Raw genomic sequence first — 22,367 nt, forward strand, 5'->3', positions numbered from 1 at the left:
GAGCAAAATATCAAGACGCAGTTTGGATATCGCTATAATACGACGATCACTATTGCAGTTCTCCAAATAACCAACCAGCATAAGCTTCATAAATACAACCGGATCAATGCTACGCTGGCCCTCTGAACCATAATACTTATTCGTTGCTTTATATAAAAAGCTGAAGTCGATTATCTGATTTAATCTCCTGTAGAAATTGTCCTCAGGTACAGCTGAAGAAAGTTGAAAATTGAGGAAGAGCTTTTCTTGATATTTTTTCTTTCCCTGCATGATCTAATTTCAGGAAAAGTGCCTTTTTAGAAAAACATGAATTATCAACCGATGTTAGTTGTGCAACGGTCACGCAGGTCAAAAGGACCAAAACCCCGCCGCTGCGCCTGCTGCTATTGAAGTTAGTGGTTTGGCTTTGCTTGTGCGTTCCGCACCAGTCAATGCGGAATGACGGTGAACGGAGATTCAGTGGTAAGGCTTAAGAATCGTACACACCCGGCCCTACACAGCTAGGCGTGCCTGTGGCACGCTGGGAAGCGAACAACGGCTAATCCATCTTAGTTCTTCAGTGCAGACAGTGCGGTTACCAGCTCGGGACGGCCTGAATTAGGGGAATTGGCGATCTGGGTTAGCTTTCGGAAATACATATTGCTTTTTGCGGGGTTAGATTTTTGTGAAGAGATGGCTGCACCGTAGAGACCGTTAAAGCGGTTAGGGTGTTTTTTTAGATTGGCTTCGAAGGCAGTTAGGGCTTCGTCGGTTTTGTTCATTTGTAAAAGCATTTCCCCTAGCAACTCTCTTGCTGGTACTACTTCCCCCGGGGTTACGGGATGTTTTTCGGTAGCATCTTCCATATTGGCAGCACGTTTCATCAGCTCAAGTGCTGCGGTGTTTTTATCCTCTTTGAATAAAATCCATGCTTCGGCAGAAGCCAGCTGGATCATTACCTGGCTTGCTTCATAACTTTGACCGCGTTTCATTAAGGTATCGTAAGAAGTGCCCAGCATTTTAAACTCTGACCTGGCTGTGGTCAGATCGCCGCTGTTAGCCGCACCCAGCACCCGCGTGAAGTGAACAATAGACTTTTGCCATGGATACTTTTCCCAGGGAAAGGTCGCTGGCAACAATTTCATTTTAGCGGCATCTTTCCAATTTTTATTCTCCAGCAAATATCTTGATGGAATAGCTGCATATGCATAAGCTACTTTGAAGTTTACCGGGCTCACCTCTTTGATGGTGTTCAGGTAATCCCACTGGCCTTTAGCAAGTTTATTATCTCCCTGTTGCAAATAGGAATACATGAGGTAATCCATTCCATGCAGCTCTTCGTCCCAGTGCCCTTTCATACCCGCGTTTTCAGCGTAACATTTGGCTGATGATACCGCGGCCAGGTTTGATCTTATATTCTCATCCCAAAGCCCAAGCCGGGTAAAAATATGTGAAGGCATATGCTGAGCGTGGGCAGAAGACGGAGCTATAGAAGCATATTTCCGGGCAGAGGGAAGTGCGTCAGCTGCTAGTTCTGGATAATCATAACTGTGAATAATGTAATGAACGATTCCCGGATGGCCAGGTTGGCCGGGGTACAGGGAACTGAGGATGCGGAATGCCTTTTTCTGATTCTTAAAGGTCTTGTCGGTTGGATCTGCGGAGGCGTCCAGCGAAAGCGCATAAAATATAGCCGCTTCTTTATCCTCGAGGTGACTTAGGTGGATTTTCTCCATTGCCTTTTCAAAAGCAAGGCAGCGACTCTTATGATCATTTGTCTCCCAGCCGGTGTAAAACACTCCTAAAGCATCGATGTATTCGGCCTCCCGAGCAATCTTCTTTGCTATTTTCCGTGCAATGGCAATTGCTTTTGCCCCTTTGGTCAACTCTGAAGTTGATGGCGGAGCCCAGAGCGGATGATAGTTAGACATGGCCACTCCCCAGTAAGCCATGGCACAATCAGGATCAGTCTTTATGACCTTTGCAAATACCTTTTCGGCCTCGTCATACTCGAAGGAATGGAGGAGGGCCAATCCCATATTGAAGTCCTTCTTCACAGCCTCCGTGCAGGAGGTGGGAAATTCAACTGACCCGAATTCTTTCTGTGGTGGTCCGCACCAGGCAACATTCCCCGACTTTAAATTCAGTGTGTTGCTGGGATCCCCTTTGGGTTTTTGTGTTTCCTGCATGCAGGAGAAAAAAGGTAAAAGCAGGATCAATCTCCAAGGAATGCAGTATATGGGTAATTGCTTTTTCATAAGGCTGGATTGATCTTACAACTTACCTAAAATTAAGGTATAAAAAAAGCCGCCCTGTCTAAGGGGCGGCTTTTCAAACTATTAACCTAAACAATACTTATTTCATTTTGCGGCCTACTGCTGTAGGTTTCCGTGATCCCGCTGGTCTGGTGGCTTTTCCCGGAGTTGCGGTTTGACCGCCACGGGTCATTCGATCTCCACTTCTGCCATTGGTGCGTGCCACATCACTTACTGCTTCACCTTTTTCTCTTCCCTGACGATCGGTGCCTCTTGCTGTGCCGCTCACGTCACGACCATGGTTATCCCGATCAGTGGAACCGTTAAGCAGTCCGTCATCATTACGGTCAAGCTCGCGATTTGCCTTGCGGGTTTCTTTACGAGCCATTTTGGCAGCCTTCCGAGCCTCTTTTTCCTCTGGTGAAAAGACTCCGTCCTGGTTCACGTCGTAAACACTTTTATCAATATGGTCTATATCACCCTTGTTCTTCTTTGTATGATCTTTTCCAAGACGGTCCAAAACCTGTTCCTTGGTTTCGCGCTGTCTGGTCCTGTTGGTATTTGTTTGTGCAAAAGCAGTTACCGCTAACAATGCAATGGCTGCTGATAATACTAACTTCTTCATAGTGTTTGTTCAAGTTTATATATATAAAGGTAGTATGCGGAGATGAAGGGAAGATGAAGATTAGACTGCGAAATTCATTATACCATATCCTGACACACGAAAGACAAATCGAGTAGCAGAGGTCTATTGTTCAGATCCTTGAATGGTATTTCAAACTTTTACAAAATGTATTTTAGAATTACAGGGGATTTCCGTAAAATTGCAGCGTTCTCCGCCATAGCTTCAGCGACGGCGGACGGCAACAAACCGATTCTCCAAGCTCGGTGGGACAATAGTCCTACTTATGCAAGTGTTCGTCGGACATCCGACTACGCTAAGGCTACGTCGGACAAGGGCGCCCATAGCTCAGTTGGTTAGAGTAGAAGACTCATAATCTTTTGGTCCCTGGTTCGAGCCCAGGTGGGCGCACGAAGTACTAGTTCATTCTAGTTCAAAACCCTGTAAAAAGTCTGATTTACAGGGTTTTTTGCTTTCTTTTAGTCTATATCAATTCATATCAATCTACCGTTCTGGTTACCAATCCGACTACCTGTTTTTAGTTTTACCTTTGAGGTAACACAAAGTGCTGTAAGTGATTGAATATCGGTTATTTACGGCCTTAAAAGTTAACGAAAATGGCCTTGTTTTCAGGCTGTTTGTGTTACCTCTGTGTTACCTGTAATTGATCCAAAAAACGGGATGTATTGTATGAATTTAAGCTAAAAAAGCAATTTTATGAGAACATCACAGTCATTCGGAATCCATTTCACTATCAGAGCTGATAAAGTAAGAGATGGAAAAGCACCAGTTTATGCATGCGTTACGGTTAACAGGAAGCGCTGTTATATCGCATTGAAGCAGTTGGTAGAAGTTAAAAGCTGGGATAACGTCAAAGGAACGTTAAAAGGCAGCAGGGAAGAATTTAAAAGTATTAATCACTATTTGCATGAAGTTCGGATGGCCATCGGCACCTGCTACCAGCAACTAAGTTTAAAAGGCAGGATAGTAAATGCTGATGCCATCAAGGATGCATTTTTAGGAACGGCAGAAGAAGTACATACCTTAAGCAGCCTCTTTGAGTAACATAATGAAACGGCTACCAGCACTTTAAAATGGAGCACGCTTAAACACTACTATGTTACTCAGCGTTATTTGGTTAAGTTCATTCAAAAGCAATTCAAATCTGCCGATTTATATCTCGATGAACTGATTATAAATTCATTTATGATTTTGAGACCTTCCTTCGAAATCATAAGCCGGTTGATCACCAGAAGCCAATGAACAACAACGGTGTAATGAAGCATATTATTCGCGTTAAAAAGATGGTTCACCTGGCTATCCGGCTGGAATGGATCTCCAAGGACCCGTTCGCCAATTATAAACTTAAAATATTTAAGGTAAACCGGGAGCATCTGTCGGAAAAGGAACTTGCTACCATGGAAAGCAAGGTCTTTGAAATTGACCGGATTGATATGATTCGGGATTTGTTCGTGTTCTGCTGCTATACCGGACTAACTTATGTGGATGTTATCAATCTGAAACATGATAATATCGTAGAAGCTTCTGACGGAGAAATGTGGTTGCGTACCTGCAGACAGAAGACGGATATTCCGGTTAATACTCCGCTTCTTCCCAAAGCAGTAGAAATCTTAAAGAAGTATAAAGGGAACCCAAGAGCGGCAGTAACCAACACGGTTTTTCCGGTGATCTCCAATCAGAAGGTTAATGCGTACCTGAAAGAAATCGCTTCTATATGCGGGATAACAAAGAATATCACCTTCCATTTGGCGAGACATACGTTTGCGACTACGGTTACGCTTTCTAATGGGGTACCTATTGAGACGGTGAGTAAGATGTTGGGGCACACCAAGATTGCAACGACTCAGATTTATGCTAAGGTGCTGGAGAAGAAGATTAGTGAGGATATGGCGGCGTTGAAATCTAAACTAGCGAATCTTTCATGTTAGTAGGTTAATCTTCATATAAAGTAGTGCGTGCGTCTAGCTTCGGCTTGTTAGTTAATTATAGTACAGACATATTGTATATTATAAACTTATACCGTAAATTTGTGTTAGTTAGTTATGCTATAGGTTTATAGATAACGTGATAATTCTAAATATATGAGCGAGAAAGATCTTAAAGAGTTAATGAACCTAGTTAAGCAAGAGCTTAAGAATGGTGTGACAAAAGAAGAAGCTTTGCGTTCTTTAGTGTCGGCTGGTATTCTAGATGATGAAGGGCATTATACCAAAACCTATAAAGAGCTAGACACCGTTAGTTAATGTATGAATTAAGACCAAACTTAATTCTGGGATTTCACGGCTGCGATCAGTCTGTCAGTGAGGCCCTCCTAAAAAATCCCAAAAATATACTGAAAAGTGAGAAGCCTTATGACTGGCTGGGACACGGCATGTATTTCTGGGAGAACGACCTCGAAAGGGCCACTGAATGGGCCAAGAACAAAGAACGATTGGGTGAAATAAAGAAAGCATCTGTAATCGGAGCAGTTATTCATTTAGGGGTCTGCTGCGATTTTCTCGATAGAAGCTATATCAAGCTCATTAGCTCATTCTATGAGCTGATGAAAATTCATTACGAAGCTCTGGGAATTCCACTGCCTGTAAATACGGATGCTAAAAGCGATCCCAATAGAGACAAGTTGTTAAGGCATTTAGACTGTGCAACGATTGAATTTATGCATCAAAAGATATTTGAAGCTTATCAATTGGAAGTAGCTAGTTCAGGATTCAGCAGCAAGAAGATATTTGACTCTACTAGAGGGGTGTTCACGGAAGGTGAGCCAGCTTTTAAAGGGGCTGGGCTACTTGATAAAAGTCATATTCAAATTTGTATTAGAAATCTAAATTGCATTAAAGGGTTCTTCTTACCTAGAAAGGAAACTGATTTTATACAGATTTTGACAAAAGAATATGGTTCAAAATAGATAACGACTGTTTGCTCGAACCTGTTGTAATCTTACCACTCTTATTCCCATTCCTTAGTTCAGCCGGCGTTTTTCTAAATCCATGAATCCGACAAGAGAACAGAAAATAATCTACTGCAAGGAGACTTTGGCGGTGAAAGCTCTTGATTGACCAAGGTTGGGTTCAGTTGGCAACTATTAATAAGAGCTGTATTCGTATTAGCTTAGGGAAATCTCTTCGTCCTGCAGTAGTTAGGAGGCATTCTGTTTAATCGGAGATTCTAATAGCGGGGCTAATATCTTTTTTGTCTTTGCATTCCCGTATTTCGAAACATCGCGTTTCAGCTTCCTGGTGTCCATCGTACGAACTTTAAGCGCTACATTTTTTAAAACTTCTGCCGGATCTTCAGCAAGAGATTCAAGATTATTTAACAGGTCAACTATCAAGAATTCTTTGGTTACTTTGCTCGGAAAGTGTGGCTTCATGCGGAAGGAAAATTTCCTGTTTCCTAGCTTGAATTCACCGTGCCGTTTATGATTATATACGGTTCTTTCATTATACAACTGGGTAGTACCAACTCCTAAACTATTATAAGAGCTTGGCGAAGTAAGCAGGAACCTATCATCTTTAAGAAAGCTTCTTATCAAAACCTCTTCCTCCGGTGGAGTTTTACCAAAGGCACTTAATTTCGGGTAATAGTATAAGCCCTGAGAAAGTTTTTGAAGTGTATCTTCCTCAACCAGAGCATCAAGAAGCCGATCAACTGATTTAGACCATTTGGCTAAATCATCCCGGCGATATACCTGGCCTCTTTTAAGATGCTTTTTTAATTCCTCGAGCCTGTTCATGCTTTCTTTAGTACAAAAATAGTGCTAATTATTTACAATGTGTAAATATTTTTATTAAAAATTCATGCAGATTATTCAGGTATATACCTCATAATAAGATAGTATGCTTGTTGATGTGTATATAATTGTAATTGCAATAACTCTCCGGAAAGATATGAGAAGTATAATTCTTAACGAGACTCATACACTATCCCATTCCTTTGTTAAGCCACCACCCTCGAAGTGAGTGAACCTGTCAAGAGAACATGGAATAAATCGGACGAAGGAGAATTTATGCCGTGAAAGCTCTTTACTGGTGAAATGAACGTGAGACATTTGCTTCTCAAAGAATGGGTATCAGATTGCAAACCGAGCAAATGCAGGAATTTGATATCTCTCTGCCACAAGAATACAGACCTTGTTGCTTATCCTTTCCCTTGTGGACTTTAACACATTTACTATTTCATCCTTTGTGTAAACTTCCTCAAGGCTAATTATATCATTCAAAAAAGTAGCAGGGGTAGTTGCAACTAGGGCCCGTGGAATAATAATATCCATGTCCCTATTTAAATCCAGGGTATGGATATCTAAATCCCATACTAGGTGCTTTGGAAGAATATCAGATATGTTGTGTTGCTCCTTCACCTTACAAAGATACCTCTTAATACCTGGATAAAAGCTATGGCTGCTTCCCCAAAATTGGATTTAATAAACGATCAGACCATCTCTTTTTGAATGGTCAGCAAGATGTACATTTGCTACACAAATGAATCTTGCCTTCCGGGAAGAAGCCCTGATTCTCCGGCTTCAGCAAGATGTACGTTTGTATTACAAACTACTCTTGCCTATGACAAAAATCCTCCGAAGTCGGATTTTCTAATGACATCTTAAACGGATTTAGGAGCATGAAATGAAAATCAAAGGATGTCTCGTTTCTTAACAACCACTTTCTTTTTCTCTGGCAGGAGTTAAATTCGTTCCTAATACCACATCTGCCTTCCCCATTCTCGAGAAAAAATCCCATCTCACCGCATCATTCGGCAAAGTTACCGACAGGCGGATAAAAGTAAAGGCTATACAAGCGAAGCATTTTTATTTGTTTTTAACGGTGCTTCGGCCTTGACATGTCATCCGCCAGCGATTTTGGTGCCTAAGCGTTGGACATGGAAGGTATGTAATTGTGCTTAAAACTTAGGGCGCTCAAGAATACTGAAAAACGAATGAGGAAAGCCGGCTTCTAATAAATCTGGTAGATCCTCTTTTTCTTCTTCTTTTACGTTTGGAATAGCTCTTTTTTCAAAATAGAATTTTAATTTCGATAACGCTCGTTGCCGGGTAAAATCAAGATGCCTTAATTGATGTCGTGTATATTTATTATTTTCAATTAATTTAAATCCAGCACCCCAACACATTGTTAAAGGAGTGTTTTTATAAGTACCGATATCTATATTACCAACAGCCATCGCTGCCAATCGGCTGCTAAAGCTTTTCCTGATAGAAAGTTCTTGATTAATTAATTCTTCATTAGTATGCTTATCTAAACGCTTGATTACTTTCAATAATTCCGAATTATGTTTCGTTGTTTGTTTCTCAATAGATTTCTTTCTGATTTTTAGATCACCGTTTTCATGAACCATATAACCTAAAAAGCTTACCCAAGGGGAATGGGGATGAAGGTCGGACTTTTTGATACTCCATAAATACACGTCCCTGGACTTAATATTTTTACCCCAAAACATCCTAGAGTATTTAGGCTTCAACTCAGGTGGGGCATGTGGAATTAGATTTAAATTTGATAAATTTTGAAAGTAATCATTGAAAAGTGCTTTGCATTCTTTTGCAGATTTGTGCACAATAACCATATCGTCGCAATACCGTAGATAAATGTAATCGTTATTCCAACTTGCTAAATTTGTAACCACATCGTCTAAGTCGTGCATTAACAAGTTTACCATTAAGCCTGAAAGTGCACCACCTTGTGGGATACCAATTCTTTTTAAAGCTAAATCCCCAGCGTTAAATCTTTCTATCAACTCGACAGTCCATTCAAATTGTCCATTGAAATCGTTGGCCGCATGCCAAAAATGGATATTAGTATTTAGCGGAAATACGGAATCGCTAAAAGAATAGCAATCAAGATATCCTTTAAAAACCATTTCTGCTGATTGGTGAATATTAACACCTTGTTTTGATAATGCTTCTTTAGCATTGTTGTATTTTTGAACTACAACCTCATGATCAACGCAATCAAAAAATTTCTTTATATCGCATTCCGCTACATATAAAGGCGAATCGAGATGTTTAATTCTAAATTTTTTAAGAAGCTCGACGGCATCATGATAAGTTGGCCCTTTCATATATGAGTTTTTGGAACGGAACGCAAACGAGCAATCCAAAAAAACATTATCGAACAACTGAGTTAAGTACTTATTAGTTAAGCTCAAAACGATTTTGTCCTCTACAAAAAATTTTGCAATCGGTCGCCGTTCTTTTTCTTCTTTTTTATACGGGGGTTTTCTTGCAGGAAATACGGTAGGCTTAACTAACGAAAAATGTTCACTTTGAAAGACCTTGATTTTGAGATTGAAAATGAATTTTCTTAAATTTTGATACCAAATCGGAGTTTCTAAGAAATTATTTTGGCCTGTAATAAACAGTCTATGTATATGATATACCCGATTACGTATTGACTGTTGATTTAACTCCATTGTCGAATCAAAAGTTTTTCTGTTAATATGCTTTTTGGGTCTTGACCATTCTTTTCTTGAAGGAAGAAGATCACTAATAATTTTGATCTCTAATGCTCTGGCTTTATCCTCTATAGAAAAAGGTTTACTCTTACAGTATTTATCTAAATAAGAATTTTTATGAATATAGAATGCGATTTTAGATCTGGAAATTATAATTTGTTCTAATACGTTGTAAAAATCGAAGAAGCTTTCAAAATCTTTCATATTAAAAAGAGGGCAGCGGCTAAAAGGAAATACTTCTATTGTTGTGGTTGGTTTAAAACCGTGATTCTCATGTTAAGGTTTAAGCCTTACGCATATTGGTCCAATTATTATTATTCTCAGACTGAGTTTTAATTAACTTCTACAGTTTCGCTACCCTCGTGATAAATGTATTATTTTTATTTTTGAAAATGTTATGATTAAAGATTTTAAAGTAGGATACTATCCTAAGCCTTTTAAGCACGAGTTTAAGACAATTGATCTGGAAGCAATGCTTAAAAGCTTTAGGGGTGATTTTTTTAAGCCTCAAATTGAAAAGGCTCGACAACTTTATTTGGATCAGGAATTTGAAAAATATACGCTTTTAAAAAATACGTTGCCTGCCGTGACGTTTTCAGGCACTTTCTCTCCTACACGAACAGCCGGAAATCTAATAACTTATAGTTCTTTAATTATTTTGGATGTAGACAAAGCAGGAGAAGATTTAAACAGTATTAAAGAATTACTTTCCAAAGACCAATATATTTTGGCAGTATGGCTCTCACCTTCCGGGGACGGTTTAAAGTCTTTGATTGTAAGCGAAAACGCCGAGGATCAACACAAGAAAGCTTATAGGGCAGCTACCATCTATTATAAAGAAAATTATAACATTACTATTGATACTTCCGGTTCTGACGTTTCCAGATTGTGTTTCATTTCTTATGATCCGAATATAAAAGTAAATGTCGATTACAAAACGTTTAATCAGTTGCATTTAGTGGATGAAAAGGTTGAAATCCTCAACAAGGTAAAAAAAGTGTTTTCGAGATATCCTTTGCTATTAAAAGATAGCTTGCCTAATGATGAATTATCTAAACTTACCTATAAAAAGATGTACCATTTTTTAAGTAAGCGAGGGCTCTCAATCACTGAGTCTTATGAAAATTGGGTTCGTGTGGCATTCGCCTTGAGTAATACCTTCAACCTTCGTTTGGGTAGCCAATATTTTTTAGAATTGTGCAGGCTTGATGGCGTAAATCATGATGAGTATCAAAGCGAAAAGCTTATTCATTCTTGTTATCAAAAAGGAACTTCTCAAAGTTCATTTGCAACTTTACTTTACTTGGCAAAAGAAAAGGGCTTTGATATTCATTTTAATAAGAAAATGAATGTAAAAAAAAAAGCAAAAAAATAACGCCCAACGTTATTACCAAATAGATTTCCCGTCGTCAATCGACGTTAAACTTTCCAGATTATTTACAGCTACTTAGGTCGCTCGATGGATATCGGCGAAATGAACCATTGTACAGAAAAACGGCGAACTTATTTAATAAAACACAAGAGAAAACACAAATTATAAAATTGAAATACATAAATGATTCAATCTATTTCAAAAGGAATGGAAAAGTTTTTTGAATAAAATTTGTAAATATCAATTAGTTTTCGCAATATTTGTATAATGAAACCGAAGATTTTCAAAATAGAGATTAATAAGGCTAAAGCTACAATTCACAATAGCGGAAAATTGGGATTCAATATAGAGGCAATAGAGGTAATGCAATTAAAAAGCCAAGGCTCATATTTGTTGGCTACAGATGAGGAACGCTCTGATTTACTGTATTTGATACCTACAGACTCAGCTGATGGTGTAGGTAAAGTGGCAAAGGCAGGAGACTATTACTATTTGAACGTAGGAGATGCATTCCAGAAATTGGGATTCAAGTATACTGAATACACTATAATGTTTGACATTGAGAAAAACGAATATGATGGAAAGGACATTTTTATCCTTAAAAAAAGGAAAGAAATCAAGCGAAAGGAAAAAAGCACTACGACTGAAGGAGGTACGGTATAAATAAAATAGGTTGTTACTTGCAATAACAACCTATTTAAAAAATTACTTGGTGAGAGTAATTTACTGTTGGCTTACCACCACGCAGATTTCTTAATCTTATTACAAAGTTATTAAAGTTACTTTAATTTTCTAATTAAAGTGAGATTGTAATTGTTTTTTACTCACCCGGCTTGTAGTTGTCTGTTTCTCCGACACTTTAACCAGACAGCATTTACATTAAATTTCAAATTAATACACACAGAAATGAGTAATAGAATTACACATATTAGAATGTCGGCTGAAACGGGTTCGGCCGAACACATTGTTAGAGTTAAAGGAACAAACTCAAACGGAAACTGGGAAAACTCGGTGGCAGAAGTTATAACTTATTTAAAGGCTGGTTACAGCTTTTATGTATATGCCGCAAATCGTAGCATAAATGTAACATATCAAAAGAGTGCTGCAGGGAACGAGTATATCAAGACAGAACCTGATAGTACGAAAAAGGATAACCTACTGAGTTTACCTCGCTTTTAAATAAGCCTTTAACATTTAATAAATCAGGATGTCGTTGACCTAATGGTTAACGACATCTTATTTCTAAAACTTTAATAAAAAATTATGCCAACTTTAGACTACACACGTAGATTATCAAGTCTCCAAAACAGGAGATTTGACAAGGAACTGAACGAATCAACCTTAACCAAGTCCTTTAGCGCGTCAAATTTGCCAGAGGATATCAAATATCTAATTGAATCTATGCAACCTATTGGCGACAAATATAACGCCAAGACAATTACTGCAGCCAACAATGTTCAAAAGCACTTAGAACGTGATTTTAATTTGCATTTTAATAGGGCGTACAGAACCCAAGGTTCTGTCATGACTGGTACCAATATAGAGGTTCATAGCGATTTTGATCTTTTGACGGTAATTGATCGTTATTTTTATCCGCAATCACAACCGGTAAACCCGTATACCGCGTCAGATCCGAATGTTGATATATGCGAAATGCGTAAACAGGCCACTGAAATTATGAAGGCGGAATACAAAATTGTAGACGATACGGGCGATAAGTGTATTTCGATTGAAAATCAAAATTTAAATCGAAAAGTGGACATCGTATTTTGCTATTGGTATCACTCTGAAAAGTTCAACGAAACGAACAACGACCATTATAAAGGTGTATATCTATATGATTTTAAAAAACAAATCAAACACCGGGATTTTCCATTTGCGACAATAAACAATGTCAATCATAAAGGCGACAATACGCATGACGGATTTAGGAGAGGTGTCCGTTTGTTAAAGACGCTAAGGGCGGACTGCGAAGTGGAATTGAAAATGCTAAAAAGCTTCCAATTGACCTCAATAGCTTACTCTATGGAAAATTCTTCGTTAATGTATAGTACCGGAAGTGAATTACAAATAGCAAAGAATTTATCGGCTGAGATGAAATTGCTTATCGATGATCCAATTAAGCGAAAGGCCGTCCTAAGCCCTAACGGAATAGAACGACCATTAGCAAAGGATGAAGTTGTCGCTGATATGATTCGATTAAAGCAAGATTTGGATGTTCTAATTGAAGATGCTTCCAAAGATATCGCCAATAGCTATTTTGTTCAACGATCAATTTTAGCTTATTAAGTCATGACAGATTTAAAACCTAATATCTTCATTGGCTCGTCAGGTACGGGCTATGAATACGCAACAAAAGTAAAAGACTGTTTGAATGGAATTGCAAATTGTATTTTATGGCAAGAACCGGGTGTATGGGAGCCAAATAGGAGTACGTTTGATAATTTACTGAGAATGGTAAGTTTTTTTGATTTCGGTATTTTTGTAGCAACGGCCGATGACTTGACGTTGACTAAAGATGATAAAATAGTTATCGAACCCAGGGACAATGTTATTTTGGAAATGGCGTTGTTTTTAGGTGCTTTAGGAAAGCACAAGTCTTTTTTATTAGTGGAAGAAGGTGTAAAGCTGCCGAGTGATTTTAAAGGTATTTATATGCCGCGTTTTAAAAGAGCAGATAATAATGCTATTGAGGCAGCCTGTAAGGAATTTTCTGCTACAATTGAAGAACATTACAAGCTTGGGCATTTAAGTTTATATCCAACAACCGCTTTGGCCATCGGATATTATAAAAATTTCATTGCTGGGTTGGTAGATAGTGTCCAAAACACTAAAGTGTTAAAGATTAATAATTTGAAGTTTACCAAATTTAAGCTTAAAGTTATCATGCCGAAGGATTTAAAAGGTCTAATCAGAGAAAAGGCCGATCAGTTTTACAGGCGGCATGGATTTATCGAAAACACTATGGAAACGAAATTCAGAAAACATCCCGCTTGGTTTCATATCGACGAACACCATGCACCGCAAGCGATTATGTATGATATGCCTAGTACCTTAACTGGTGTTGACGATGCCATTGAAATGATTTTGCAAAAAGGATTTCAAGGCAGAACCCAACTTCAGGAGGTTATCGAGCAAAGAGAGTTAAATAATTTTAGACGCGTTTTGCAGATCCAAATAGATAGAAGTCCCTTTGCACAAGAAATTGTTGAAATTGTCGATGAGTTTTAACGATACATACTAACAAAAAACATTGCTTAGAAATATTGAAAGTCACTTCATTAAGGATAAGGTTATTCCCGTCATGAACCTAAGTGCAATCTTACAGTGTTGTTCTGCCCATTGCTTTTTATTAAAAAATGTTAAATTTGTATAGTCGTTTTGGTCCAGTTACCAAACCAACTACCAGTACTTTTAGGTTCTTTGTACATAATTGATATTTAGCTAATTACAGCGTAAGGTTCGAGCCCAGGTGGGCGCACGAAGCCCCGCAGTTGCGGGGCTTTTTTTTTGCGAACAACTGAGAGAGAGTTTGTCCCGATGACAATCGGGAAGCTGACAGGTGACTCGGTAGCTCCGCAATTTAGGGACGTTAGTTTGTCGGCTACTCGTCCACAATTTTACTCTGTTTACATTAGAACAACCCCGTCGCCTGAACTTTGCATTCAATATCCTTATTCCGTCGATCGATATGCTTTGACCCACCACGTATTGCCGAACGGGTCCGTAAACCCACCACTACGGCCAAATGGACTCTCTTTGATTGGCATCACACCAATTGCCCCGGAATCAATTGCTTTCTTATAAGTTTCATCAGCGTCGGCTACATAAATAAATCCCCCAATAGTACATGGTTCTAATTGAGTGGTATCTCCGGAAAACATGATTACACTTTCACCAATTGAAAGTTCTGCATGGGCGATGATCTTACCATCAGGTTTATAATTCATTTTCTCTTTGGCACCGAACACATCCTGCATGAATCGAATAAATCGATCGGCATCTTTCATCACCAAATATGGCATCAATCTTTGGTGATTTTTTGGGAAGTCTAATGTTTCCATTTTAGCTGGTTGATATTTCTTTGAATCAGAAACATGCATCTGACTAATTTGTTCGGGCGATTCTGTAGTCGATACAAATTGCTCTTTTCGTTATAGCAACTCTAGGAAGGAACTCAATCCTCCTGCTTCATATAAAACTCCCTCGATGCCACCAGCTCAGGAATATCTAGTTCTCCCAGCAATTTGTTTATTTCAATAGTATTAACTAATGGTAGTGACGGGTGTGTCGGTTGGGGGGTATGTATTTGCGCGAAAGTTCCGTATAAAGCCGGGAGCCTGTTGAGTTTTTACGCCACCTGGAAGAGAAGTTATCCGGGTGAAATGAGGAGGACCAAGTGGCTAGGAACTTAGGAGCGGTTAAAGTTCGATGGGGTCATCCCTAAGTTTCATAAAATTAAATGATCCTTTATCCCAATCTGCTTCCATTTTCCATTCAGATCCTTTTCGAACATGATGGTTAGTATCGCATAATAGTCGTCCATTTTCTCATCTAAAAACACGCGCTTTTCTTTGACTGAGATTTTTAAAAACGCATATCTATTATCAGTTGAGTACACAGGGGAAGCAATGAGAAAATAGAATCCCAGAGGCTTATTAAATCTTTCAACTAGCTGGAATCCGTTTCCTTTAAATGCAATTTTAGATGGTTTAATTTGGGAAGCTCTTTTGGATAGTCTTTCCTTTTCTGCGTCAGGAATTAGTGCATCCAGCTTCGGATTGGAGAAAAGGTAGGCGAAGAGGTAGGGATGATGCTCTTCGTATTTAAGACTATCTATTACCTTGGGATTTCGCAGATCTAAATCCTTCAGAAAGAAAGTTTGCGGGTTCCACTTCTCGGTCGTGTTGATTACCTCAAACGTTTCGGGAATTCTCTGATTGAAAGCGCTTAGTATTTTAAAATTTTCCTTTTTTTTAAATGCAAGGGTATATAACTCATTCGTTTGAGAAAAACAGACGCTTGAAATAAAGCAGGCAATAAGTGTAAGTCTTATCATATGAAAGGAAACTTAAGCATTACCGGACCAATACCTTATTGCAAAATATCATTCTAAACTTAGAGATCCAAGCAGACCAAGACTATAAAGTAAAAACCTTACTCTATTGAAGGCACCCAATTCTGAAAATTTGACATGCAGAACCTACTTCACATAAAACTCCTTCGGTGCTACCGGCTCAGGAACATCGCTTTCTCCCAGCAATTGTTTGATGTTTATTTCGATGGTTGTGGCTATCGTAGTCACTGGTGTGTCGGTTGGGCGATTGTTAAATGGATCCTGCAAGTGCGTGGCTGATTTCTCTAAAAGGAAGAACGCAGCGGAGATCACCAGAAGTAAAGGCATCTCAAAATAACTATTGATGTCGTTCAGCGCAATGGCCAGAGTGACGACGAAAATATAAATGAAGAAGTGCAGGAAGAGCCGGTACGTGTGTGGAAATACCGTGCTTTTTATTCGTTCAGCCATTCCCATGGAATTCGAGAAGTTGACGAGCGTATTATTGATCTGAACCTGGCTAAACCGGTCGAGGGCAGCTTCGTTGTGCAGCTCAGCAACCTGCAGTGCATTAAGCTGCAACAAGGCCAATGGTTTATTGCTGTGTTTGCGGATCTGTTTAAGGTCCTTGTCTGAAATGTAGGAACTGAGATTGGCTGTGGCATCCAGTCCGCGTAAACTCTGACCAAGAGAAAAACACCAGGCAATCTGGCGGTAAGCAATTTCTTTGATCTGCGCTTTTTTCTCCGGGGCCACAAAGGACTGAAGCTGCAGCACAAACGTCCGGCTATCGTTTACGATGCTACCCCAAACCTTACGAGCCTCCCACCAGCGATCATAAGACTGGTTAATTTTAAACGATAAGATTACCGAGATAGCCGTACCAATAAAGGCAGGTATGCTGATCGGCATTTCCGGGATTACGTACTCAAATTTAAGTGTTAAATAATTGACAAGCAGCCCGATGACTAACACGGTGAGGACTTCAAGTCGTACTTTATTAAGGATGTAGGAGGGAGGTATATTTTTGTTTAATAACATGCGGCGTTCGATATTTTTGATACTAAACTTAACTGGGGGTGGAATGTTTTTGGGTGGATTGTTTTTTGACAGGGATCAAACCTTGACGCCAAAAATATAACCCACTAACGCAGAAAGAACCATAGCTATTGATCCCCAAATAGTGATCCTAATCACAGCAATTTTTATGCTTGAACCACCTGTTTTTGCAGACGTTACCCCAAGTATGACGAGAAAGATAATCGTGAAACCATACAGCCAATATTCCATTCCTTTAACGGGTGCAAAAAGGACAATCAATAAGGGCAGGACACCACCAACAGTAAAGGATGCACCCGAAGCAAAAGCAGCCTGAATTGGATTTGACTGACTAATTTCATTTATGCCTAATTCATCTCTAATATGTGCACCTAAAGCATCTTTCTCAGTCAGTTCAATAGCAACTTGCATCGCAGTTTCTTTTCTCAATCCCCGCTTTTCATAGATCTGAGCTAAAATATTAAGCTCTACTTCAGGCATTTCCTGTAGCTCTTGCCGTTCTCGTTCTATATCAGATTTCTCGGTGTCTGTTTGTGAGCTTACCGAGACATATTCGCCTGCTGCCATAGATAATGCACCAGCGACAAGCCCCGCAACTGTTGCTAATACAATCGGCTCTCTTGTCACACTTGCCGCTGCAACGCCTATTGCAAGACTGGAAATTGAAATTATTCCATCGTTTGCACCAAGAACAGCGGCTCTAAGCCAATTACTTCTGTGTATGTAGTGGCTGTCTAAATAATTGTCTATTGTTATCATTTTAGGTTTATAATGGATGTCTTCTTACAATGAGGCGTAATATTTGTGTCGGAGTATTGGGGGTGTAAGTTGTTCGTTCTTGTCCCTATTGCAAAAGCTATATTAAAGATACCAATTTAACTGAAACGGAATCTTTGCGGTCCCGGAATGAGAGGCTGTATTGGGGGATGTGGTGTCATTGACCCCTCAGTCCCGCAATAAGCGGGACAGCTCCCCTTGCCAGGGGAGCGCTAGCGTACACACCGTATTAAAATCCACCCCCAACCCCCGCCGGCGGGGGACACTGGCGTACACACCGCGGTCCGCCCCGGGTGGACAACATTTCTACACCAGCTAGTCTGTGTGTACGTTTCTTGAGCCAAAGCACTGAATCCCCGTTCACCTTCATTCCGCATTGGCTGGTGCGGCAGTTGCAGGCAAAGCCTACATACTGGCTTTAATAGCGCCAGGCGCAGCGGCGGCGTTTACTCATTTTTTGCTTATTGTTTCAATGGAATTCGTGGTCTTCCTTTGGTCGGCATGGTACTTTTCTGCTGCAGGAAAAGTACTAGGCCCTCCCGCGATTTCTATGAGCGGGCTAAATTTCCCAAAAACTCAATCCCCTATTATCTGTTAGCTAATCATGCCATCTCACATCAAGCCAATCAAAATGAAATCAGAAACTTTAACAGGAAAGACCATCGTTATTACCGGCGCCTCCAGTGGTGTCGGCCTTGCTACTGCAGAAGCTTTCGCAGAGGAAGGTTGCCATTTGATACTAGCAGCCAGGGGCGAGGCGGGGCTTGACGCGGCGGTGGAGCGTTGCCGCAAAATCGGGGGCACAGCGGTAGGGATACCGACGGATGTTTCCGATTACGCGCAGGTGCAGCATTTGCTGGCTGAAACCCTGGCACGGACAGGGCGGGTTGATGTGTGGGTGAATAATGCCGGGGTAATGGCCAGCGGTAAGTTTGAGGAGATTCCTATTGATGTTAGTCACCAGGTGGTTAAGACCAACCTCTTCGGTTATATGAACTGCGCACACGTGGTACTGCCTGTTTTCAAATCGCAGCAGGAAGGAGTGCTGGTGAACAATGTATCTATCGGCGGCTTCATGCCGGCCCCATATAGTTCGGCTTATTCGGCCACAAAGTTCGGCATCAAAGGAATGATGGAATGTTTGCAGGGGGAGATCTCCAACGAGCCGGATATTCACATTGCCAACTTATACCCGCAGATCCAGCGCTCTACGGGCAATATGCATTCGGCTAAATACTCGGGACTGGATTTCAAGGTTCCGCCTTTTGCGGCAGATCCAAAGGATACCGCTGCTCAACTGCTTAGCCTGGCGAAGAACCCTAAGAAGAATAAGTTCCCGGACTTTAATTCATGGCTGCTTAAGACTATGCATGACTTTGCACCGAACCTGCTTGTTAACACGGCTTCCGCGGGAATGCGCCTGCTGATGAAATGGAAAGATGCGCCGTCGACTGAGGGCAATATCTTAACACCTTCAAAAGACCCGCACGAGATCTATGGGGAGTCAATCTTGCCCGTGCAGGTTAAATCTTCGAAACTGGCATTGGGGGTTGGTTTGGCTTTTGTTGCAATTTTGCTGGCTAGCAAGGCTTCGGGGAAGGATTGATAGATGTAATATTCCTCTTTTCTTACGCAGCATTAATCTTATCTAAAATGTCTTAGGAACAATTCCTCAATCTCCAGCATAGTTACTCGCCCAGGTCGGGAAGGGCAAACCTTTTCATAATGGGCAGGATCATAAAACGCCAAAGACTTGATAGAATCTCTGGTAATTAGGTCTAAATGAAGGGTGCTGCTGTCAAAAATTCTATTATCGATAACCCCTGTGCTTGGTGGAAGAGCTGGACAATGTTGACCATCCACAGAATCGTCCTTCAGAGTCCATAGACTGAATTGCCCTACCCGGCTCCAGACTAAGCGTATAACTTCTTCATCAAGAACTACAAGATGAAATTCCCCGTGAACATTTACCGGCCCAAATAATCTTTTGTAAAACACATTTGACCTAATCGCTGACGGTACTTTTACCCTCGATAATGTTGATATGTCGTCGACAGGTTTATACTGATAGCAGGTAAGAGTGTCTCCTTTTTTACTAAGTAACAAATACCGGTGAGACGACAGCCAGTTTGATGAATAACTCACTATTATGGTAGTATCCGCATTCATCTGCATGAATTTATGCATGTCAGTTATCGAATGGCTTTGAGCATGCAGCAAACCAGCGCTTATGATTAGGAGCAGAAGTGTAATTATAGCCTTCATATCTAATAGATGCCACGTTCAAAAGAACTTCACACCGAAGTTAAAAATTAAGCGCTTTGCCGAACCTTTAAACCAATGTTGGGGATCTGCTCTATGCGCCTCAATCTTTAATCTCAAAATCCTGCACCACACCAGTACCCGGACTTGCCAGGCTCGCCAGCACTTTCCCTCTATAGATTACTTTCCAGGAAGTGAGGCCAGCACCTGAGAGATATATCTTGTAGGTCTTGCCGATCTCTGGAGTGAAATTATATGAAAAGGGATCACTCAGGTTGGTGAGGTTTTGAAACTCAATTTCATTTGAGGTACCGGTGATGCGTCTGGTAACTTTCAAATCGAATTTCTGGCCGGTAGCTTCTATCTTGAAATTCCGGGAGTCGGGTTCGAGGCAGCATTCTTCTCTTTCACAGCCGGTAAGGGAAAGGGCGATAAATAAAATTAGAAGGTATTTCATTAGTATGATTTATGGTCACTGGAAGCAGAGAGATTAATTGACCCTAACGGATTTACGTACAAGATAGCTTGTTAGTTACCAAGTTAAGAAGATAGGAGCTGAAGAATGACAAATATTCTTAAATTTATCTATGGACCGGCCGAAGCGAAACTGGAAGCATTACAAATGGCGATTGTTTTATTACAATCCCGACGACCCCTCGATTTTTGTTGACAAACAATTCGGTATCGGCTGGGATCTTAATTTCGCCCACAGGAAGTCTTGGTACCTGATGCTGTTCCTGATCTTGTTTCCGACGCTTGTGGTTTTGATCCCGGTTCTGCTTATTAAATAATTTAAAGAAAGATAATGGCTGCCATAGATCCTGGATTAATAAAGGCATTGTTCATATTGGGTATTGGATTATTAATGCTTTGGAAACCAAGGGTTGTTTCTGAACGGAGTGACTGGGAGGGGTATATTAAGATTGGGGGGCTGGTGGTTTTGTTATTGGGGGTTGTGTTTGTGGTTTCGGCTTTGAATCGGGTTTCGTGTGGAAGTCGGTTTATTTAGGACGAAAATAGGAGAGGGTGTACTAATTTACCGGACAGAGTATTCGTTTTCATCATTGGTTAAAGAGCGCTTGAGTTAACTCTTAAACCAAGGGAACATACTCGGTGATCAATCTATTATTGAATCGAGTGACTTAAATACAAACTCAGTATTTGAGTTGTCTTGAACGACATCGAACTTCACGTTTGTAAGTCTCGCATTACCGTAACTTTTCCCTTTCGTTCTTAATATTCCTTCAATTCCCTGTTGGGAGTCTTTTATCGTGAAAACGATTACTGCACATAAGCCATCCCCCTGGATATAGGCGTGAATGTATTTCCGATGGTCATTCTCTTGATACAAAGCCACCCAGTACGATAATTTTGATTTATCAACGAGTTTCAACTGTTTTGCTAGCTCGCCCTTGTACACTTTTGTTTGTGGAGCATGGGCATTGAAAACCGGATTAGTGTTTTTACAATCAGGTCTTCCGCAAGAACCTATTAAAGTTAAAAAGTAAAATGCCGACAACAATTTGAAAACAGATTTGAGATCTGAAGTCGGAGGTCGGAAATCAGATATGACGGGTAAACGATAGTGGAGGATGCCAAGCATATATTTATTGATTGAGTTGCAATTCAAATATCTTCGGCCATAACTTCCCCGTCACAAAAACCTTGTTCGCAAGAGAATCATAAGCTATACCATTCATCTCTAACGAGCCCGAATATAAATTCTTCGCGTCGTGTGCTAATGAACCCAGATCAAGTTTCCCAACAACTTTACCAGTTGTGGGGTCTATTTTGACAATCGTATTTGTCAACCAAATGTTAGCGTAAATGAAACCTTTAATGTACTCCAATTCATTTAAGTTATTCTTCGCATATCCATCTTCAACAACTGAAACCCTCTTAATCATTTGCAGATTAATGGGAGCTAGATACGTTAACTGCGATGTCCCATCACTCATAATAAGGTTCGTTCCATCCGTTGTTAAACCCCAGCCTTCCTCACTCGGGAAAGTAAATTCTTTGACCTTCTTAAAGGTTAACGCATCATAAACGAAGCCTATCTTGGTTTTATAAGTGAGTTGGAAAACCTGGCCGTTCAAAAAGGCAATTCCTTCACCAAAATATTTATGCTTGTCTAATTCCACTTTCGTGTCGATTTCCCCTGTTTTAAGGTCAACAGTTCCAAATAATGATCTTGTTTGAGGAAGGTCGGGGCTTGCACCAGTACTTTCATAAAGTTTTCCAAAGTGTATGACAAAACCTTCTGTGAATGCTGTTGTATCATGGGGATGGGATTTGATGTAAGTGTAATTTATTGTAGGAGTCGCGTTGGTAGTAGCAGTGGTCTCGGCTTTATTATCGCTAGTTCCGTTGCAAGCAAAAATCAAGACAGCGATAGGAAATCCTGCAATAAGATTTAAAAAGGTTCTTTGTGACTTCATAAGGCCAAGACGCTTCAATATTAGTTGATTAGTTTAAATCTAGGTTATGCAAGCTTGATTA

25 protein-coding genes and 1 tRNA gene are annotated in these 22,367 nt (G+C 40.2%); 13 read left to right on the forward strand and 13 right to left on the reverse strand.

What is annotated here, in order from left to right:
• Window positions 1–548: 548 nt before the first annotated feature.
• Together B5X60_RS00010 and B5X60_RS00015 are read right to left on the reverse strand one after the other, a co-directional pair.
• Complete coding sequence (locus tag B5X60_RS00010; protein WP_079700526.1) at window positions 549–2,237, reverse strand: tetratricopeptide repeat protein; 1,689 nt, start codon at window positions 2,235–2,237, stop codon at window positions 549–551.
• A 97-nt stretch (window positions 2,238–2,334) separates the two neighbouring features.
• The gene (locus B5X60_RS00015) at window positions 2,335–2,859 is read right to left on the reverse strand and encodes a hypothetical protein (protein ID WP_079700527.1); all 525 of its coding nucleotides are present in this window, start codon (window positions 2,857–2,859) and stop codon (window positions 2,335–2,337) included.
• A 334-nt stretch (window positions 2,860–3,193) separates the two neighbouring features.
• On the opposite strand from B5X60_RS00015, the gene B5X60_RS00025 reads away from it, so the two are divergent.
• The 5 genes from B5X60_RS00025 (at window position 3,194) to B5X60_RS00035 (ending at window position 5,782) form a co-directional block, all read left to right on the forward strand.
• Window positions 3,194–3,267, forward strand: a tRNA-Ile gene (locus B5X60_RS00025).
• A 306-nt stretch (window positions 3,268–3,573) separates the two neighbouring features.
• Window positions 3,574–3,921: an Arm DNA-binding domain-containing protein gene (locus tag B5X60_RS18420; RefSeq protein WP_245803431.1), complete on the forward strand. Its 348-nt coding sequence runs from the start codon at window positions 3,574–3,576 to the stop codon at window positions 3,919–3,921.
• Window positions 3,922–4,058: 137 nt separating this feature from the next.
• Window positions 4,059–4,805 carry a site-specific integrase gene (locus B5X60_RS18425; protein WP_245803487.1) on the forward strand — a complete coding sequence of 249 codons (747 nt, stop codon included), beginning with the start codon at window positions 4,059–4,061 and terminating at the stop codon, window positions 4,803–4,805.
• Window positions 4,806–4,958: 153 nt separating this feature from the next.
• Window positions 4,959–5,120 (forward strand): hypothetical protein, encoded by a 162-nt coding sequence (locus B5X60_RS18175; RefSeq protein WP_170878349.1) that lies wholly within the window; start codon window positions 4,959–4,961, stop codon window positions 5,118–5,120.
• Entirely contained in the window at window positions 5,120–5,782 is a 663-nt protein-coding gene (locus B5X60_RS00035) for a hypothetical protein (protein ID WP_079700529.1), read from the forward strand. The genes B5X60_RS18175 and B5X60_RS00035 overlap by 1 nt, the downstream gene beginning before the upstream one ends.
• Window positions 5,783–6,013: 231 nt before the next feature.
• Here the strand turns inward: B5X60_RS00035 and B5X60_RS00040 are convergent, their stop codons facing one another.
• The 3 genes from B5X60_RS00040 to B5X60_RS00055 all read right to left on the reverse strand — a co-directional run bounded on the left by B5X60_RS00040 (window position 6,014) and on the right by B5X60_RS00055 (window position 9,543).
• The gene (locus B5X60_RS00040; protein ID WP_079700530.1) at window positions 6,014–6,610 is read right to left on the reverse strand and encodes a DUF6088 family protein; all 597 of its coding nucleotides are present in this window, start codon (window positions 6,608–6,610) and stop codon (window positions 6,014–6,016) included.
• Between the two features lie 336 nt (window positions 6,611–6,946).
• Window positions 6,947–7,234, reverse strand: a complete 288-nt coding sequence (locus B5X60_RS00045) for a DUF6922 domain-containing protein (protein WP_079700531.1) — start codon at window positions 7,232–7,234, stop codon at window positions 6,947–6,949.
• A 539-nt stretch (window positions 7,235–7,773) separates the two neighbouring features.
• Entirely contained in the window at window positions 7,774–9,543 is a 1,770-nt protein-coding gene (locus tag B5X60_RS00055) for a reverse transcriptase domain-containing protein (RefSeq protein ID WP_079700533.1), read from the reverse strand.
• 193 nt (window positions 9,544–9,736) lie between these two features.
• On the opposite strand from B5X60_RS00055, the gene B5X60_RS00060 reads away from it, so the two are divergent.
• The 5 genes from B5X60_RS00060 to B5X60_RS00080 all read left to right on the forward strand — a co-directional run bounded on the left by B5X60_RS00060 (window position 9,737) and on the right by B5X60_RS00080 (window position 13,942).
• Complete coding sequence (locus tag B5X60_RS00060) at window positions 9,737–10,714, forward strand: BT4734/BF3469 family protein (protein ID WP_079700534.1); 978 nt, start codon at window positions 9,737–9,739, stop codon at window positions 10,712–10,714.
• Between the two features lie 264 nt (window positions 10,715–10,978).
• On the forward strand, window positions 10,979–11,374 hold the full coding sequence (locus B5X60_RS00065; protein WP_079700535.1) for a hypothetical protein: 396 nt from the start codon (window positions 10,979–10,981) through the stop codon (window positions 11,372–11,374).
• Between the two features lie 243 nt (window positions 11,375–11,617).
• Complete coding sequence (locus B5X60_RS00070; protein ID WP_079700536.1) at window positions 11,618–11,890, forward strand: DUF3892 domain-containing protein; 273 nt, start codon at window positions 11,618–11,620, stop codon at window positions 11,888–11,890.
• A 189-nt stretch (window positions 11,891–12,079) separates the two neighbouring features.
• Window positions 12,080–13,000: a hypothetical protein gene (locus B5X60_RS00075; RefSeq protein ID WP_139377331.1), complete on the forward strand. Its 921-nt coding sequence runs from the start codon at window positions 12,080–12,082 to the stop codon at window positions 12,998–13,000.
• A 3-nt stretch (window positions 13,001–13,003) separates the two neighbouring features.
• On the forward strand, window positions 13,004–13,942 hold the full coding sequence (locus B5X60_RS00080; protein ID WP_079700538.1) for an STING domain-containing protein: 939 nt from the start codon (window positions 13,004–13,006) through the stop codon (window positions 13,940–13,942).
• Between the two features lie 443 nt (window positions 13,943–14,385).
• Here the strand turns inward: B5X60_RS00080 and B5X60_RS00085 are convergent, their stop codons facing one another.
• The 4 genes from B5X60_RS00085 to B5X60_RS00100 all read right to left on the reverse strand — a co-directional run bounded on the left by B5X60_RS00085 (window position 14,386) and on the right by B5X60_RS00100 (window position 17,585).
• Complete coding sequence (locus tag B5X60_RS00085) at window positions 14,386–14,775, reverse strand: VOC family protein (protein WP_139377332.1); 390 nt, start codon at window positions 14,773–14,775, stop codon at window positions 14,386–14,388.
• Window positions 14,776–15,161: 386 nt separating this feature from the next.
• Window positions 15,162–15,770 carry a hypothetical protein gene (locus tag B5X60_RS00090; protein ID WP_079700540.1) on the reverse strand — a complete coding sequence of 203 codons (609 nt, stop codon included), beginning with the start codon at window positions 15,768–15,770 and terminating at the stop codon, window positions 15,162–15,164.
• A gap of 144 nt (window positions 15,771–15,914) precedes the next feature.
• Window positions 15,915–16,808: a bestrophin family protein gene (locus B5X60_RS00095; RefSeq protein ID WP_079700541.1), complete on the reverse strand. Its 894-nt coding sequence runs from the start codon at window positions 16,806–16,808 to the stop codon at window positions 15,915–15,917.
• Window positions 16,809–16,883: 75 nt separating this feature from the next.
• The gene (locus B5X60_RS00100; RefSeq protein WP_079700542.1) at window positions 16,884–17,585 is read right to left on the reverse strand and encodes a VIT1/CCC1 transporter family protein; all 702 of its coding nucleotides are present in this window, start codon (window positions 17,583–17,585) and stop codon (window positions 16,884–16,886) included.
• 649 nt (window positions 17,586–18,234) lie between these two features.
• Between B5X60_RS00100 and B5X60_RS00110 the strand changes: the two genes are divergently transcribed.
• Window positions 18,235–19,209: an SDR family NAD(P)-dependent oxidoreductase gene (locus tag B5X60_RS00110; protein WP_079702248.1), complete on the forward strand. Its 975-nt coding sequence runs from the start codon at window positions 18,235–18,237 to the stop codon at window positions 19,207–19,209.
• 38 nt (window positions 19,210–19,247) lie between these two features.
• On the opposite strand, the gene B5X60_RS00115 is transcribed toward B5X60_RS00110, so the two are convergent.
• Window positions 19,248–19,868: a hypothetical protein gene (locus tag B5X60_RS00115; protein ID WP_079700544.1), complete on the reverse strand. Its 621-nt coding sequence runs from the start codon at window positions 19,866–19,868 to the stop codon at window positions 19,248–19,250.
• A 100-nt stretch (window positions 19,869–19,968) separates the two neighbouring features.
• The gene (locus B5X60_RS00120) at window positions 19,969–20,322 is read right to left on the reverse strand and encodes a hypothetical protein (protein ID WP_079700545.1); all 354 of its coding nucleotides are present in this window, start codon (window positions 20,320–20,322) and stop codon (window positions 19,969–19,971) included.
• A 130-nt stretch (window positions 20,323–20,452) separates the two neighbouring features.
• Between B5X60_RS00120 and B5X60_RS00125 the strand changes: the two genes are divergently transcribed.
• Together B5X60_RS00125 and B5X60_RS00130 are read left to right on the forward strand one after the other, a co-directional pair.
• Complete coding sequence (locus B5X60_RS00125) at window positions 20,453–20,656, forward strand: DUF5808 domain-containing protein (RefSeq protein WP_079700546.1); 204 nt, start codon at window positions 20,453–20,455, stop codon at window positions 20,654–20,656.
• Between the two features lie 14 nt (window positions 20,657–20,670).
• Window positions 20,671–20,874 (forward strand): hypothetical protein, encoded by a 204-nt coding sequence (locus B5X60_RS00130; protein WP_079700547.1) that lies wholly within the window; start codon window positions 20,671–20,673, stop codon window positions 20,872–20,874.
• Between the two features lie 108 nt (window positions 20,875–20,982).
• Here the strand turns inward: B5X60_RS00130 and B5X60_RS00135 are convergent, their stop codons facing one another.
• Window positions 20,983–21,468: a hypothetical protein gene (locus tag B5X60_RS00135; RefSeq protein ID WP_079700548.1), complete on the reverse strand. Its 486-nt coding sequence runs from the start codon at window positions 21,466–21,468 to the stop codon at window positions 20,983–20,985.
• A gap of 4 nt (window positions 21,469–21,472) precedes the next feature.
• Window positions 21,473–22,306, reverse strand: a complete 834-nt coding sequence (locus tag B5X60_RS00140) for a glutaminyl-peptide cyclotransferase (protein ID WP_079700549.1) — start codon at window positions 22,304–22,306, stop codon at window positions 21,473–21,475.
• Window positions 22,307–22,367 lie beyond the last annotated feature (61 nt).

The sequence above is a fragment of the Daejeonella lutea genome (genome assembly GCF_900168015.1).
Taxonomy (GTDB): Bacteria; Bacteroidota; Bacteroidia; order Sphingobacteriales; family Sphingobacteriaceae; genus Daejeonella; species Daejeonella lutea.

What these genes read in the sequence shown, in the direction of transcription:
- B5X60_RS00130 (WP_079700547.1), top strand. Translation starts at nt 20,671, where the DNA reads ATGGCTGCCATAGATCCTGGATTAATAAAGGCATTGTTCATATTGGGT.
- B5X60_RS00010 (WP_079700526.1), bottom strand. Translation starts at nt 2,237, where the DNA reads ATGAAAAAGCAATTACCCATATACTGCATTCCTTGGAGATTGATCCTG.
- B5X60_RS00015 (WP_079700527.1), bottom strand. Translation starts at nt 2,859, where the DNA reads ATGAAGAAGTTAGTATTATCAGCAGCCATTGCATTGTTAGCGGTAACT.
- B5X60_RS00060 (WP_079700534.1), top strand. Translation starts at nt 9,737, where the DNA reads ATGATTAAAGATTTTAAAGTAGGATACTATCCTAAGCCTTTTAAGCAC.
- B5X60_RS00080 (WP_079700538.1), top strand. Translation starts at nt 13,004, where the DNA reads ATGACAGATTTAAAACCTAATATCTTCATTGGCTCGTCAGGTACGGGC.
- B5X60_RS00140 (WP_079700549.1), bottom strand. Translation starts at nt 22,306, where the DNA reads ATGAAGTCACAAAGAACCTTTTTAAATCTTATTGCAGGATTTCCTATC.
- B5X60_RS00135 (WP_079700548.1), bottom strand. Translation starts at nt 21,468, where the DNA reads ATGCTTGGCATCCTCCACTATCGTTTACCCGTCATATCTGATTTCCGA.
- B5X60_RS00110 (WP_079702248.1), top strand. Translation starts at nt 18,235, where the DNA reads ATGAAATCAGAAACTTTAACAGGAAAGACCATCGTTATTACCGGCGCC.
- B5X60_RS00090 (WP_079700540.1), bottom strand. Translation starts at nt 15,770, where the DNA reads ATGATAAGACTTACACTTATTGCCTGCTTTATTTCAAGCGTCTGTTTT.
- B5X60_RS00055 (WP_079700533.1), bottom strand. Translation starts at nt 9,543, where the DNA reads ATGAAAGATTTTGAAAGCTTCTTCGATTTTTACAACGTATTAGAACAA.
- B5X60_RS00100 (WP_079700542.1), bottom strand. Translation starts at nt 17,585, where the DNA reads ATGATAACAATAGACAATTATTTAGACAGCCACTACATACACAGAAGT.
- B5X60_RS00115 (WP_079700544.1), bottom strand. Translation starts at nt 19,868, where the DNA reads ATGAAGGCTATAATTACACTTCTGCTCCTAATCATAAGCGCTGGTTTG.
- B5X60_RS00065 (WP_079700535.1), top strand. Translation starts at nt 10,979, where the DNA reads ATGAAACCGAAGATTTTCAAAATAGAGATTAATAAGGCTAAAGCTACA.
- B5X60_RS00035 (WP_079700529.1), top strand. Translation starts at nt 5,120, where the DNA reads ATGTATGAATTAAGACCAAACTTAATTCTGGGATTTCACGGCTGCGAT.
- B5X60_RS18175 (WP_170878349.1), top strand. Translation starts at nt 4,959, where the DNA reads ATGAGCGAGAAAGATCTTAAAGAGTTAATGAACCTAGTTAAGCAAGAG.
- B5X60_RS18420 (WP_245803431.1), top strand. Translation starts at nt 3,574, where the DNA reads ATGAGAACATCACAGTCATTCGGAATCCATTTCACTATCAGAGCTGAT.
- B5X60_RS00085 (WP_139377332.1), bottom strand. Translation starts at nt 14,775, where the DNA reads ATGGAAACATTAGACTTCCCAAAAAATCACCAAAGATTGATGCCATAT.
- B5X60_RS00095 (WP_079700541.1), bottom strand. Translation starts at nt 16,808, where the DNA reads ATGTTATTAAACAAAAATATACCTCCCTCCTACATCCTTAATAAAGTA.
- B5X60_RS00120 (WP_079700545.1), bottom strand. Translation starts at nt 20,322, where the DNA reads ATGAAATACCTTCTAATTTTATTTATCGCCCTTTCCCTTACCGGCTGT.
- B5X60_RS00070 (WP_079700536.1), top strand. Translation starts at nt 11,618, where the DNA reads ATGAGTAATAGAATTACACATATTAGAATGTCGGCTGAAACGGGTTCG.
- B5X60_RS00125 (WP_079700546.1), top strand. Translation starts at nt 20,453, where the DNA reads ATGGACCGGCCGAAGCGAAACTGGAAGCATTACAAATGGCGATTGTTT.
- B5X60_RS00040 (WP_079700530.1), bottom strand. Translation starts at nt 6,610, where the DNA reads ATGAACAGGCTCGAGGAATTAAAAAAGCATCTTAAAAGAGGCCAGGTA.